This window comes from Spirillospora sp. NPDC000708, from assembly GCF_040299565.1.
In the GTDB taxonomy this organism is placed as follows: domain Bacteria; phylum Actinomycetota; class Actinomycetes; order Streptosporangiales; family Streptosporangiaceae; genus Spirillospora.
The window spans coordinates 1-13,560 of record NZ_JBEPCJ010000094.1 but is presented as its reverse complement, the minus strand read 5'-3'; the positions used below and the strand labels follow the sequence as shown (position 1 = coordinate 13,560).

The 13,560-nt window shown below is 62.9% G+C and carries 11 protein-coding genes; 5 read left to right on the top strand and 6 right to left on the bottom strand.

Features of this window, described 5'->3' with window-relative positions; translation table 11 throughout:
- Positions 1-253: 253 nt before the first annotated feature.
- Positions 254-538: a hypothetical protein gene (locus tag ABT299_RS42525; protein WP_500254232.1), complete on the bottom strand. Its 285-nt coding sequence runs from the start codon at positions 536-538 to the stop codon at positions 254-256.
- 533 nt (positions 539-1,071) lie between these two features.
- On the opposite strand from ABT299_RS42525, the gene ABT299_RS42520 reads away from it, so the two are divergent.
- The gene (locus ABT299_RS42520; RefSeq protein ID WP_500254231.1) at positions 1,072-1,650 is read left to right on the top strand and encodes a hypothetical protein; all 579 of its coding nucleotides are present in this window, start codon (positions 1,072-1,074) and stop codon (positions 1,648-1,650) included.
- A gap of 64 nt (positions 1,651-1,714) precedes the next feature.
- Here the strand turns inward: ABT299_RS42520 and ABT299_RS42515 are convergent, their stop codons facing one another.
- Together ABT299_RS42515 and ABT299_RS42510 are read right to left on the bottom strand one after the other, a co-directional pair.
- Positions 1,715-2,269 (bottom strand): flavoprotein, encoded by a 555-nt coding sequence (locus tag ABT299_RS42515; protein ID WP_500254230.1) that lies wholly within the window; start codon positions 2,267-2,269, stop codon positions 1,715-1,717.
- The gene (locus tag ABT299_RS42510; RefSeq protein WP_500254229.1) at positions 2,266-3,747 is read right to left on the bottom strand and encodes a helix-turn-helix domain-containing protein; all 1,482 of its coding nucleotides are present in this window, start codon (positions 3,745-3,747) and stop codon (positions 2,266-2,268) included. The genes ABT299_RS42515 and ABT299_RS42510 overlap by 4 nt, the downstream gene beginning before the upstream one ends.
- Positions 3,748-4,167: 420 nt before the next feature.
- On the opposite strand from ABT299_RS42510, the gene ABT299_RS42505 reads away from it, so the two are divergent.
- The 4 genes from ABT299_RS42505 to ABT299_RS42490 all read left to right on the top strand — a co-directional run bounded on the left by ABT299_RS42505 (position 4,168) and on the right by ABT299_RS42490 (position 6,865).
- Positions 4,168-4,545, top strand: coding sequence for a hypothetical protein (locus ABT299_RS42505; protein WP_500254228.1), 378 nt, complete (start codon positions 4,168-4,170; stop codon positions 4,543-4,545).
- Positions 4,545-4,769, top strand: a complete 225-nt coding sequence (locus tag ABT299_RS42500) for a hypothetical protein (RefSeq protein WP_500254227.1) — start codon at positions 4,545-4,547, stop codon at positions 4,767-4,769. Before ABT299_RS42505 ends, ABT299_RS42500 begins: the two co-directional genes overlap by 1 nt.
- A gap of 32 nt (positions 4,770-4,801) precedes the next feature.
- On the top strand, positions 4,802-5,167 hold the full coding sequence (locus ABT299_RS42495) for a tyrosine-type recombinase/integrase (RefSeq protein ID WP_500254226.1): 366 nt from the start codon (positions 4,802-4,804) through the stop codon (positions 5,165-5,167).
- A 243-nt stretch (positions 5,168-5,410) separates the two neighbouring features.
- Positions 5,411-6,865 carry a tyrosine-type recombinase/integrase gene (locus ABT299_RS42490; RefSeq protein ID WP_500254225.1) on the top strand — a complete coding sequence of 485 codons (1,455 nt, stop codon included), beginning with the start codon at positions 5,411-5,413 and terminating at the stop codon, positions 6,863-6,865.
- A 1,311-nt stretch (positions 6,866-8,176) separates the two neighbouring features.
- Here the strand turns inward: ABT299_RS42490 and ABT299_RS42485 are convergent.
- The 3 genes from ABT299_RS42485 to ABT299_RS42475 form a co-directional block, all read right to left on the bottom strand.
- The gene (locus tag ABT299_RS42485; RefSeq protein WP_500254224.1) at positions 8,177-11,815 is read right to left on the bottom strand and encodes a hypothetical protein; all 3,639 of its coding nucleotides are present in this window, start codon (positions 11,813-11,815) and stop codon (positions 8,177-8,179) included.
- Between the two features lie 201 nt (positions 11,816-12,016).
- Positions 12,017-12,346, bottom strand: coding sequence for a hypothetical protein (locus tag ABT299_RS42480; protein ID WP_500254223.1), 330 nt, complete (start codon positions 12,344-12,346; stop codon positions 12,017-12,019).
- An 890-nt stretch (positions 12,347-13,236) separates the two neighbouring features.
- Positions 13,237-13,560 (bottom strand): NUDIX domain-containing protein (locus ABT299_RS42475; protein ID WP_500254222.1); only part of this gene is annotated, 324 nt, incomplete at its 5' end.

Below are 13,560 nucleotides of genomic sequence, written 5' to 3'. Positions count from 1 at the left end.
GCCCCCACCTTCCTCCCCCCGGCCCCGACGAGACCTGCACTTAGCGGCGGACGGGTTCTGTCAAGGGTGGCGAAGCCATCACGCAGTGACGCCCGAAGGGCGCCCTTGACAGGTTCCGTCCGCCGCCATCCTCGACAGCTCGGGGTCCGGGGGGAGCCCCGCACCCTTCCAGCCCAGCTTGCAACGTCCCCGCACCGGCGAAGTCTCGTGCGCGAGACGTACTGAGGCGTATTCCTCCGCCCATCGGCGATGGCTAGGGCCAGCTCACGTCCGGGATGTCTGCGTGCGAGTGGGAGTCCAGCCCGGAAGGACGGTGCTCCTCCTCATGACGCCGGAGGAGTCGCTCCCAGGTGTTGATCTCGGGATACCAGCCGGTGAGGTAGTACGGAGCAACGCCGTGTACCTGTACGAGGTGGTCGTGCAGGGCCGCGATGCTTAGTGGATCGGTGCATCGGCTGGGCGTATGGAAGGGCCACTTGGGCCGTTCGCCGATACAGCGCTTCCAGTGCGCCATGCGCGCCTCGGGGGTGGTGGGCATGGTCATACGCTACGGCGGCGGCGCGCTCCCGCTGCGACCGGTCGGGGCGGGGCCGGCGGACGCGTCGCGATGCGCGGCCCGGCGCGGCCGTCCGGTGACCGGCGCCCACGCCGCACGCTCCGGGCGGCCAGGCGCGGGGCCGCGCAGCGGCCCGAGCGCCGCCGCCCCTTGATCCCAAACAGCCCAATTCGGCAGCGAACTCGAGCATCATCAGGGCCAGAGCCCTGTTCACTACAAGTCTCGGGAGCGGCTCTACACCCGTTCTGGGATCGCCTTGCCCTCCGACCCGAAGGGGTGTTCGCTGCATGTCCGGATGGCCTGGCCAGTTGCGGCAAGGTGCGCAAACCGGACCGTCTGATATATATCAGTCACATGCACGGCGAGTCGCACGGGACGTTCTACAAGCAAGTACATCGATCGAGGATTGGATCCTCCGAAACTGAAATCCACTCAAGAGGGTTTTTTATGGGTTTGCTTCCCTGTCGCGAGAAGCGAGTTGACTTCATTCAAGCGTTCACTGGCGGTTATCGATCATGGATGATGTTAAGGCAAGCCGTATCCGACTTGGTCGCAGTTCGGGATCGGACACGAAACTGTTCATCGGAGTGGCTGGCGCTACAGGATTCGCACTACTCATAGCGGTCAGCCTGGGAATACTGATTGATGGGTCCCTTGCTGGTCTGCCGATGCTGATTCTGGCGGCCGGGCTGGAGCCTTTGTATCTGACCTATGTCGTTCGGGGTTTTAAGGGGCGTGCTGCCGCGGGGTCACCGGCCACACTGGACAGTGAAGGCTTCACCCTTGCCCTGGATGGCCAGCGATTGGACGTCCCTTGGGGAGAAGTATACAAGGTAGTAATATTTCGTCAGCAAGTCGGCTTTAGGGGAAAGCGACTTGTGGTCACATCGCTGGCGGCGATACTCTATGCTGATTCACCTTATCGGTCGGAGCCGTTGCTTGAACGCTTCGGGCAGGTTCTCGGCATGAAGAGGGGCGTTTGGCTTGGCGAAATCACCACCGCGATGTGGAGCGTTGACGTAGTACTCGCCGCTACGCGTAAGTGGCTCGGAGAGCGATTCGATGCCAAGATTAGGGAGCTCGGCTACCGTTAACCGTCACGCATCGAGCGATCATATGATTCGAGCCAGAAAAGCATAGATCATATGGACTGCATTCCTATAGAGAAGGAAGTGCGTGCTCGGCCTCGTCTAGAGCTGTCTGCCATGGGTAGGTTTCGATTTTGCTGCCGCCTGTTCCGGGAGCGTGCGGCTCGAATCCTCCGGAGCCGAGTAGGACCTTAGCGCCTTCGTTCCTTAGGTCTTTGACACTCTGCTGGAATGGGTGACGTGCTGCTAGTGCCGTGTTCACGAAGGGGAGGACTGCTACGGGGATGTCTAGGCCAGGGGCTTCGGCGAGGACGCCTAGGGCGTAGGTGTCGCTGATGCCTGCGGCCCATTTGTTGATGGTGTTGTAGGTGGCGGGGGCGACGATGATGGCGTCTGCTTTGGGTGAGCGGGATTCGCCTGGTTTGCGGTATTGGCTGCGGATGGGGCGGCCGGTTTGCTTTTCGAGGGCCTCGGCGTCGATGAAGTCCAGGGCTGAGGGTGTGGCGATGATCTGGACGTCCCAGCCTCGTTGGTGGGCGAGCGTGACGAGTTTTCCGACGTCGCCGGCGGGGCCTGCTGCGCAGACGATGATGTAGAGGACGCGGCGGCGCTCGTCGTCGGTCACAGGCGCACCCCGATTTCTGTCGTGAACTCCTTGAGTTGCCGCTTGATGCTGGGCGGGGCGGTGGCCATGAGGTCGCCGAGCATGCGGTGGACGGCGGGGCGGGCTGAGATCTCCTCGGGCGCGAACTGGTGGGCGTAGCGCAGGACCTCGTATGCCTTCTCGTGCTTGCTCCATTGGGTGAGGGCGCCGGAGGTGTCGACGAGGAGTTTTGCTTTGCGTTCGGTGAGGGGGATGCGGCCCAGGTCGACGGCGCGGGCGTGCTGGATGGCGGCTCCGGCGTCGCCGAGCTTAAGGGCGATATTGACGCGGTGGAGTTGGACGTTGGTGGGGCCGAACGCGGTCCATCGGTGGTTGTAGTCGCCTCCGAGTTCGCGGCCTGCGGCTTCGGCCTCGTCCAGGAGGGTGGCGGCGGTGTGACGGTCGGAGCGTTGGCCGGCGGCGACCGCGCCGCGTAGGAGGAGTGCGCCGTAGACGGACAGGAAGTCGGGGGTGCGCTGGTCGATGTCGTGGTCGATGCGTTCGGCGTAGGTGCTGGCGGTCTTGGTGGCGGCGCCGTGGTGGCCGTCGTTCATCAGGGCATGGGTGATGATGCGGGCGCTTGACCCGATGGTCGTGAGGTCCTGGCTGCGGCGGGCGGCCTGCATGCTGCGGTCGGCTGCGAGCCAGGCGAGCCCTTCGTGGTCGAGTTTGAGCAGGATGCTCGCGGCGACGTGGTGGGCCTCGGCCGAGAGCGCTTCGGCCCGGAGTCGGGCGTCTCCGTCGTAGATGGCGCAGGCGTTGCGCAGGTCTGCCAGCAGGGCGGGCAGGGAGTTGATGACGGTGGAGTACTTGCAGTCCTGGTAGCTGCGTTTGGCTGCGGCTACGGCGGCGTCCAGGCGGGCGATGCTGAGGGCGGCCGGGGCCGGGTCGTCGTTGCTGGCGGGGTATCCGGCCAGGGCGGCGGCGAATGCATCGACGCCTTCCAGCGTTGCGCCGTCGGACGGTAGGTCGGCGAGGATGGCGCTGAACACGCTGGCTCCGGCGAGCTTGCCGAAGGTTCTGCGGTGCACGGGGTCCCCTTCCTCGACATCGGCATCTATGTCCAGGGAACCCAGGAATGCGGGCGGAACCAAGTCCGCGGGGGCATCCCGTGATGTGATGATCGTCGCCTTCGTGGTGGTCGGCAAGGTGAACGTGGGGAGGGTGCGCGGGGCCAGGCCCAGGGTCATGCGGGCGGGGTCGGGCATCTGGAGGCCGTCGGCGATGCGCTCGAAGACCTCCAGGGTGGTGACCTGGCGGCCGCCCTTCTTCATGGTCTCGCTGACCTTGCCCTGCGACATGCCGCAGGCGATCGCGATTTGGGTTTGGCTGGCGCCTGCGTACTGGCGCAACAGGTGGAAGACGGTTCGGATGTCGCGGGTGGTCAGGGCTTCAATCATCTGCGGGCGCTGCCACAGTGAGTCCGGGATGACGATCGGGTCTGACACCCGTCCCGACATCGAGTCTCCCTCCGCGTAACCGGTCTTCGCTGAGCGTATATCCCGTCGCGGGATATCGCCCGGGAATGGGTGCCGTTCTGAATTTGGTGGACCTTGGTCGGCATGACGCAGCAGCAGGGAACCGGCAAGCCGGGGCGCCGCTCATGCGGCGGCCGTCGCTGGAAGTTCGTCTCTCCTCTCCGTGTGGGGTTCGTAGGGACGCTGGGTGACTCCGGTCCGCCGGTGCGGCGCACGCCGTGCCGCTGGTGCGCGCCGACGCGCAAGACGCGTGCGGCGTAGGTGAAGCCGCGGGGCCGGCGGGTGTTGCGGGCGACTGGTGGTGCGGTCGCTTCGCCCCCGTGGCGGCTGCGCTTGGCCGGGTGGGGTTCTGGCCGTCCGCTCGTCCGCCGGTCCCGCTTCAACCCCTGGGAGTTCTCAGTCATGGACGTGGTGAGCAGGCAGCCTCTCAAGGACACGGCGTGGCGTCCGGCGGCTCTGGCGCTGGTCGACGCATTGAAGCTGCGGGGCCTGGATGCGCAGGTGTACGGGCATGGTGCGGTGCGGGCGAGCAACCCGGCCGGTGAACCCGTCCCCGATGACCCCTGTGGGGCATTGATGCATCCGGGGATGCGGCAGGAGGTGCTGTGCCGTCGGCATGAGGGGGTGTTGTGGTGGCTGTGGGTGTGGGCCGGGCCGACCCGCCAGTCTCCGCCAGAGCTGGAGCCGTTGTGCCCGCTGCTGGAGACCGATACGGCGGCGAACCTGATCGCGCGGGTCTTGGCGGTGCCTTTCGCCAGCCCGCCGGACGGCGGGTCGTGATGGGTGCGGTTCCCGTGGTGCTGTCGGACGAGATGAGCGGGCGACCGGTCGCCGCGCAGATCGAACGCGAGTTCTCCGGGGTGTGGGCCTGGTACGGGGAGGCCACCGGTTCGTGGTGGGCGATGGTCCGGCTCGGGGATGGCGCTCGTCTCGTAGAGGCGCTCAACCCTGACGAGTTGCGGGACGCGATCGTCCACGCACGGGGCTGGCCCTGGCCTCGGTGACTGTCTGGGGTGTCGGCTAGCGGCCGAGTGCAGTGATTCAAGCTGTGCGACTGGGAGATGGGGCGTCAAGGTCATGGGTCGTCTCGTCGATTGCTGGTCCGCAATCGGCTGGCAGATGCAGCGGCTCAGGTTCTGATCTGCACTTCCACGATCTTCGGCACGTCGGCAACACCCTGGCGGCCACCACGGGCGCGAGCCTCAAGGAGCTGATGTCCCGCATGGGGCACGCGTCGTCCAGGGCGGCGCTGATCTACCAGCACGCCAGCCAGGATCGGGACAAGGCGATCGCGGCGGCGCTCGGGGAGGCGTTCAAGGTCGCTCGGGCCAGTGACAAGAGTGACAAGGGCACCCCGAAACGATCGGGCACGCAACGGGCACGGAAGCCGAAGAGAGCTTGAGGAAAAGCGAGGCCCAGGTGGGAAAACAGGGCTCCTACCTGGGCCTTCTCAGTGGGAGCGGGCGACGGGAATCGAACCCGCGTAGCCAGTTTGGAAGCGGCTGGATCACCTTCGCCGAAGATCGCCTCTGACCCACTAAACTGCAGGTCAGAGGCTGTTTCGTATGCCATCCCGTGCTCGTCGATGTCGCTCGGATTTCCATGATCCAGTGACAAATGAGTGACAAATGATCTTCGGGGGATCATGGGTTTCACACGCAAGCGCAAGGGTCCGAACGGAACCCGATACCAAGCGCTCTACGACGACGCCCGGGGCGTCCGCCAGACGGCCGGCACCTTCGCGACACGCAAGGAAGCCGACCGAGCCTGGCAACGAGCCGAGGCCCGCATCGCCGAGGGCAAGGCGGGCGACCCCCGCCGCGCCCGGCAGACCTTCCGCACCTACGTAGAGGAGCGCTGGTTCCCGAACCACCGCATCGAGGCATCGACCCGCCAGGACTACGCCTACGCGCTCGCCGCCCACGTCATGCCGTACTTCGGCGACATGAAGCTGCAGGACATCACCTCAGAGACCGTCCGCGAGTGGATCACCCACCGCAAGAAGCAGGGCGCCTCGGCCTACAGCATCAAGTACTGCAAGACCGCGATCCTCAACGCCATCTTCACGACAGCGGTCAACGACGGCGTGCTCGTCTACCACCCCAGCCGCGGGGTGAAGACCGACCCCGTCCCCGAGAAGCCGCGCCAGATCATCACCGCCGAACAGTTCGCTCGCATCTACGAGGCCCTCCCAGACGCGACAGCCCAACTCCTGGTCGAGACCGATATAGAGAGCGGCCTCCGCTGGGGCGAGCTGAGCGAACTGCGCGTCAAGGACCTCGACTTCGCCACCGGCATCCTCACCGTCAGCCGCTCCGTGGTCGAACTGGTCCCTAAGTTCCACCCCGAAGGCCGCCGCTTCCTGGTGAAGGACTACCCCAAGGGCAAGCGCTGGCGCCGCTTCAAGCTCAGCCCCCAGATCGTCGCCAAGCTGAAAGCCCACGCAGAAGCTAACAACCTCGCCCCCGACGACCTCTTCTTCAGCCGTCGCAGAAACGAGCCACCCAAGCTTGAACTCCTGGACCCCGACACCCTCACCTTCACAGCACCGAACGGCCGCACCTACACCCACGGCACGACCACGGGCTACAACATCGGCAAGTGCAAGTGCCGCCACTGTCGAGCCGCCTACGCCGCGTACCGCGCCAAGCGCCGCGCCCAAGGCAAAGACAACCCCCGCAAGCCCCGCGTCATCGACGACGACCCGCACATCTCCGCCAACTGGTTCCGCGTCCGCTGCTGGTATCCGGCCCGAGCTGCAGCCAACCTCGGCTGGTCACCCCGCATCCACGACCTACGCCACGCCCACGCCTCCTGGCTCCTTGCCGGTGGCGCCGACCTCCAAGTCGTCAAGGAACGCCTCGGCCACCGCAAGATCTCCACGACCGAGCGCTACCTCCACACCCTCCCTACTGCCGACGAAACCGCCCTAGAAGCCCTAGCCAAGATCCGCACAACCCCAACCGGCCCACCACCCACCCCAGACGCAGAGAAGGAACTGGCCGAGGCCAAAGCCAAGATCGCCGAACTCCAGGCAGTAATCACCGACCACCTCATCGCCCAGAGAACAACCGACACCCCGAACCTCCGCCCCGCCTAGAGCAGAGTTCAGCGGGGGTCCCTCTGCCGCGTACGCGTTCCTTCGCATCGAGGGGGTCAGGGGTTCAAAGCCCCTCAGCTTCACCGAGAACAACTAGGTCAGAGGCCGGTTCTGGAGAGATCCTAGATCGGCCTCTGATCATTTGCCACCAAGACCGACCGACACCAGATGGCGCGCTCCGGCCACCCAAGCCTCACCCCTACGCCACACCACCCACTCACGACCCCGTGGCGCAGCCTTCATCCCGTCGACGGCAAGATCAACGCCTGCGGATGCATCTGCCCCCGGTCATCCCCGGCCCGCCGACCACCGAGCAACTCAGCCGCCGACACGGGCCGGTACGCCCGTACACGTGACCCGTGCGTCTACCGCATAGGCGGTGCCTGCCTCCAAGCCGACAACCTTAAGAGGCCGCTGGAAGCACCAAAGGACGTCCGCTGTCGTCAGGTAGGACAACGGTGGCAAGGCGCTAAACGCCTTACCGCACTAGCGCAATGGAAGTCGGCTTTCTGCCGATGGTGGCCAGCGACGACAGTTGTGATGGTAGGTGTTGCTTACCGGCCAAGGCAGCCTGCCCGGCGCCGCCAAGGCCGCGCAGACGCGTGGGCGGAGGCCCGCGAACCAGCGATGACGATGAACCGGGAGTACTCATAGTCGCCGTTGGCGGATTGACCTTGCGGCCATCGGCACAGACGTCGGCACCGATATCGTTCTGCCGAACTGCATCAGCGCGTCGCGTTCCCACGGCTGATTCGGCGCCCCCTGCACGGGGCTGTTCACCGCAGCTAGGCCGCTGCGGGTCTGCGTCCGAGATAGCGTCACAGTCACCGGAAGCGGGTCCACGCCCTGACGGGCGAGTTCGTGCGGCAGCCAAAATTCACACAGCAGTGCCTGCACCTGCGGGGCGATCCGATGCGGCCCGTCTGTCAGCCCCGCCAGCTCGGCAGTAGCCCCAGCCGGGCGTGTACGGCTGCTGCGACGCTCCAGCCCGCGCTGTGGCCGCGGTCGCCGGCACTGCAGTGCTGCCCGATACCGCTGCTCAACAACCGACAACTCCACCAGGGCCAATCCTGGCCTCCCTGAAACGCGACGCCCGCAAACGAACACGCGACAGCCAAGCCGAACAGGTATCCGTCAGGCATGTGATGGGACAGAGGTGGCAAGCATCTCGCGGGACAGGAAACATGAACATCCAACAACTCTGATTAGAGCTATCTCTAACTTCAAAGAAGCCCGCTACGCGGTCGCCGCCGGTCGGCCCGGGCCTGGGCATGTTGCCTCTCCGGACGGACCAGCCCCCAACAACGGCTACTACGCGGGCGGCGCACTCTGGGCAATCGCAGTAACTGCGGCTGGATCAATCTTTGCCAAGGTAGACAATAGTGTTGTGTAGTTAGGAGTTTGAGCGAAAGCTGAGGCCAGGAGTTCTCGAGCACGTCTAGAACTACTCGCCTCCGCCAACAGCGCCAATCCGTTTGCACGCGCAAACGGATTAGCAAAGGAAGCAATTATCGATTCCGCCTTGGCTAGTTCGTTGGATTCGATCATTTTTTCGACCAACTGCCTCAATGTTTGGTCTTCCGCAAACGAGTTGATAGTAGAACTGGCTATGGCCATAGCTTTATCGAGATCTCCGATCTTTATCAGAGTCTTTGCAATTGCCGAAAATGCCCAAGATCGCAGATTTGGATCATGGATTGAAGGTGCCAAGTTCTCGGCTTGACGAACGAGGGGGCCAGCCCTATCGGGCCTACCTGAGTCCACGTACGCAGCCGCCACGGAAGAAAGTACTTGTGCTTGCGCGGAGGCGGCTGTCGGCAACAGTGCAATTCTTTCAAGGGTAGAGTGATCGCAGGTACCCGAAAGAGCTTCCACGAGGGATGTAAGCACCGAAGCCTGCGTAAACGGATCTCGGATATGTCGCGCAACTTCCTCAACTGTACTGGACAAGCGCTGAAGTTGTTCCAGATTGCCAAATGCCCTTAGAGCCTGTATAAGATCAGTTAGCACTCTCGCTTTCACGCTATCATAGGAAATTGACATTGCCACGGTCTCGGCCTTTAGTGCAATCCCGCATGCTCTTACCGGTTCACCGGCATTCACCAGAATCTGCACCAATGCACTCAGTGCTTTAGCGCTGGCCAATGGGGTGGGGGCATTCATCGCCGTATCTTCAGCCCGCTCGAAAAGCCCTCTTTCTGCCAGAGAGCTCACTAGAGCAACCAGGGCGCGAGCTTGCTCAAATAATCCAGAAATAGAACTAGCTAGGGAATCGCCATCGTGCCACCTACCCGCTGCTAGGAGCGCCTCTACGGCTTCAGCCAGAGCCCCTTCCCGCCAGTATGGATCAGAGATAGAGCGGGAAATATCTTCTGCTCTCTTGGCCAGAATGCAAGCGTTCTCCAAGTCGCCAGCTATCGTCAATGCTTGCACAAAGCTAGCCAACTCGGACACTTGCCTTCCAGGGTAAACATCGGCTCGTGCGGCGGTCTCAGCTTGGTAAGCGTAATGCCTGGCCTGCTCGAAATCTCCGCTCTCCGCGAATGCCTTAGCAAGGGAAGCCAGCGCAGCTGCGCGCCCTGATGGGGCAATGATGGACGAAGCAATGCCATGGGCTCTCTCGAACTGCCCAAGTTGCGCAAGTGTGGTGGCCAATGCAACTAGCCCGTGTGTTTGCACCCAGGCTTCACGAACGGATTTAATGATCTCCTCTGCTTTATCGATCTTTCTCGCGCAGGTTAGCCCATTCACCAAGGTACTCAATGCAGATGCCTGGTCATAAGGGTTTGCGATGGATAAGGTCACCTCTTCACTTCGAGCGAAGTCCCCAGCTTCTACCCACGCTTCCACGACTCCAATCGCACTTGCGCTTCGAGAAAGAGATGTCAGGACTGGATTTATTGTTGGCCTCTCCTTGTCAAGATCGCCCGTTTGAGTCAGCGCTTTTGCGGCTATTCTCAAGGCCCCTTCTTGTGCGAACGGAAGGGTAATGGAATGAGCCATTGACTCTGCTTCCATTGGACGACCAACGCGTACAAGCTTCTCTATTAGAGCAATAAGCGCCTGGGCTTGCGCAGATTGATTGGTGATTGAACGCGCTGTCGCCTCGGCTGTGTCGAAATCGCCAATTGCTAAATAAGCTTTGACTGCCCCCAGTAATACCCATGCTTGCCTCGCTGGGTCAGACTCTGAATCAGCTAGGGTCATAGCCTCGCGGACAGAATGACGGGCCTCCTCGGCAAGGCCGACTTCTGCGTAGGCTTCCGCTACTGCGGACAACACTTGGGCGCGTGTAGACAAGTCAACAGCCGAACGGGCGAGGTCTTGGGCTTTAGCAGCATTTTCGGTCTTAATATACGCCTTTGCTGTAGTTGCTAGGGCTTGCGCTTGTGCAGACGAGCCGGTAGCCGATTCCGCTAGCCCAAGTGCTTCGTCAAGCGCACCCGTTTCCACAAGGAATTCCACTACTGAGGGCAGGGCCCACTCCCGTTCATGTGGGAAAAATGTCGAGCATGCTATAGCCTCTGCGGCGTCAATTCGGCCAACATCTATAAAGGCATCTACCAATGCCGCAAAGGCCCGTGCTTGTGCGAAGGAACTTCCGGTATTGCGTATAAACCTATCCGCTTGATCTAGCCTACCTATTTTTTGGAGGGACTGAATTAGAGTCGTGAGCGCTCGCGCTTGCGCAAAAGGGTCAGTAATCGAGTTAATAAGAGCCTGGGAACGTGCCTCATTTCCAATTTCTGCCCAGAGTGCAGGCAACTCGGTTGGCATACTTTCATTTCGTTGCGTGAGGCGATCCTGCGTAATGGAAATCCTTGCCATTGCGACCAGATCGATCTTTTGCTGGTTACCTATAAGCTGCTTGGTTGTGGCAATTTCAGAGAATGCTGCAGCATCGCCTCCGCTAAGATCCAACATCCGGTCGTGGCGTCCCGAATCCAGACAGCACTCGATCATGCGAGGTAGGTCACCGGCCGCCCGCAGCATTGGAAAATATCCTCGCAGTAGGTATTCCGGGGTCTCCGGCGGCCATCCTTCGTCCCGATAACCCTGCGCCCAAATGTAGAGCCGCTGCCGGTATGCCTCCATCCGCCGCGCGCCCAGCCGTTCAGCGGCCATCATCTGCAGTTCTTCATGGGCCAGCCCATATAATTCCGGCCGGCGCTGCGCAGCCCACCGGCTGGCACGGGAGGTGAACGTCCGCCCGGACACCGCCGATAGGTGCTCGGCCACCTCCCAGGTGCCCCACCCAGTCAGCTCCGCCAGATCTGCATCAGACAGGCCACCACCGGCCGCAGTGACCAGACCAAGCAAATCTTGCTCAGCTGGGGAGCCCTGCAAAAGATGCTTCAGCTCACGCACGGCAAGGTTCTGGATTACCTTTGCTGCGGGCGAGGCACTCAACCGCCGGATAATGTGGCGCTCTCTTAGCGGATGCCCGTTCGGCACATCGGAGGGCACCGGCGGGTTGGGACGCCCGGAGACCACCACCCGGACGCCCGATGGAAGACTCTCCGGTAACAATGCGGCGATACTGTGCGCCTCCGGTCCTGTCGTCACTCCGCGATCCTCGTCCAACCCATCGATCACCAGGACCAGTCGCTGCCCCTGCTCGCGGCAGGCGTCGGCCGCCCGGCCCAATAGCCCCAGCAGATGCGCCTCACGCGTATTCTCCGCCAGGAACACCGGCGCAGGCTCACCGGCGACCTCGGCCAACTGCTCCGACACCACCTCTACAAACGCCGCCCGAGTGTTGTGACCGGCAAAGCGCGCGGTGATAAAGAACGACACCACTCGCACCGCCTCAGGGGGATGCAGCACAAACCAAGCCAGCAATGCAGATTTACCCGACCACGCTGGCGCTTGCCACCAAGCCCAGCATCGCCCCTCCGCTCGAGTGCAGAACTCGGTCAGCTCGGCCAGCTCAGCCTCCCGTCCTTCCAACTCGCCCGGGAAGACGCGCTCTACCTGTCTGTGGTACTCCGACCGGGCCACCGGCAACGACGCCACGTGTACATCACCGATGTGCACACCCGAATTGGCGTATGAACCCGGCCCCGCAGTCGCCGGGCCCGACTCCTTAACCGAACCGCGCACGCTTTTCATTGTGCTGCCACCAGCCTTGTTCCTCCCTGGTTCAGGCTGTCAGGTCAGATTCACTCCCGTGGACGCCTCTCCGGCGTCGGAGGCCTTAGCATTGCCACTGTCCTCCACCACTGCCTCACCCATCGCATCGGCAGGCCCACGCACGCCGGTCGAGGCCTTACCGCCCCGGGTCGCCGTCGCATCACCGGAGTTGTGGATCCGCACCCTAGTGCCGCTTTCCCTGGCTAGTACCGTCCACACCGCAATCCCCACCGCAGCGACGCTCGCCAGCGCTGATACCGACGCTGCAACCTTGTTAGCCCAGTCCCAGCTCAGCACGCACAACAACACAGCCAGCACTGCGACCACCACACACGTGATCACCAGCACCCAGCGCCCTTTGCTCATAACCAGCCATTCTTCCCGAGAAGTAGGATCCCGTGCCGGGAACAACGCAATCATGTCACAACTGGGCATCGGCGCGCCTGCAGCGACGTGATCAGTGGCCTCCTATGACTCTGCCCACCGGTCACGGCACCATCCTGGCTTATTGATCACCAGAGCGGAATGGAGGGCTCCAATGGCTGGGGACGATCGCTGCGGCACGGCTTTCGATGCTCAGGCCGTTGCCAGTCTTGCGGCTCCGGGTCCGCCTGCCCTCAAACTACCCGTCTACTCACCCCAGCCCAACAAGATCCGCCATACAGCACATGAGTACAGCAACAGCCTCCGCAACCGCTTTGACGAACCGCTACGGCCCACACCTCAATGCGTGGTCGGGGACGTGAGCGTCGGAGCGCTGATAGTGCGGGCCTAAGAAGCGTGCCGGGCACCGTCGTCTTCCTCTGTGCGGCCAGTGTTCGCCTCCATGGGGTGCGCCTAGGACGCCTGGGGCGTCGTTGACACGATCGGCTTCGCCGACCCTTAACCCGCTCTGCTCTGGTCTGACCAGGGTTCTGGTGATGGCGGGTGTGGAGTTGAGGGTGAGGTCTGTGGAGGCGAGGTAGCCGTTGATGACGCCGGGGTGGTGCTGGATCACCTTAACCTGGTGCTTGATCATGTCAAAGAGATAGTCAGATCCGTGGCCAAGAAGTTGACCATGGAGCGTTTCAGCAGGGACCACGCTCCCTCGGTTGGCCGCCGGCTAGCGAGCCCGCCCGAGTCTGATCGCCCAGCGCGTGCGCCTCATCAAGACCGGCCCGGGTTGACAGCAGCAGTGGGCGCCAGCGCTAGCGACGGGCCAGTCACACTCGGTCGATGCTCGTGCGGCAGGGGCGTTGTCAGAGATGCCCGTCCTGCAGATATGGGGTTGTGCCCGCTCGTAGAGCGTCGAGTGCTGCGTGTGTGCGGCGCCAGATGTATGGGCGGAGGCGTTTGGCGGCTTCTTCCTCGGTGCAGAATTTGAAGCCTCTTAGCTCGTTGTCGTGCAGGCTGAGGTCGGCGATCTGGTGCTCGTTCAGGATGCCGCCGTCGAAGATGAACATGAGTGAGTCGTCCCAGGGGCCGTGTGGGGACACCCAGTCGATGCACAGGAGCTGTCCGGGGTGCAGGTCGAGGCCCAGTTCTTCTTTCAGTTCGCGGCGGACGGTCTCGGTCGGCGGCTC

Coding starts and splice junctions, on each gene's coding strand:
- ABT299_RS42510 (WP_500254229.1), bottom strand. CDS start 3,747: ATGTCGGGACGGGTGTCAGACCCGATCGTCATCCCGGACTCACTGTGG.
- ABT299_RS42500 (WP_500254227.1), top strand. CDS start 4,545: ATGGGTGCGGTTCCCGTGGTGCTGTCGGACGAGATGAGCGGGCGACCG.
- ABT299_RS42525 (WP_500254232.1), bottom strand. CDS start 538: ATGCCCACCACCCCCGAGGCGCGCATGGCGCACTGGAAGCGCTGTATC.
- ABT299_RS42490 (WP_500254225.1), top strand. CDS start 5,411: ATGGGTTTCACACGCAAGCGCAAGGGTCCGAACGGAACCCGATACCAA.
- ABT299_RS42520 (WP_500254231.1), top strand. CDS start 1,072: ATGGATGATGTTAAGGCAAGCCGTATCCGACTTGGTCGCAGTTCGGGA.
- ABT299_RS42505 (WP_500254228.1), top strand. CDS start 4,168: ATGGACGTGGTGAGCAGGCAGCCTCTCAAGGACACGGCGTGGCGTCCG.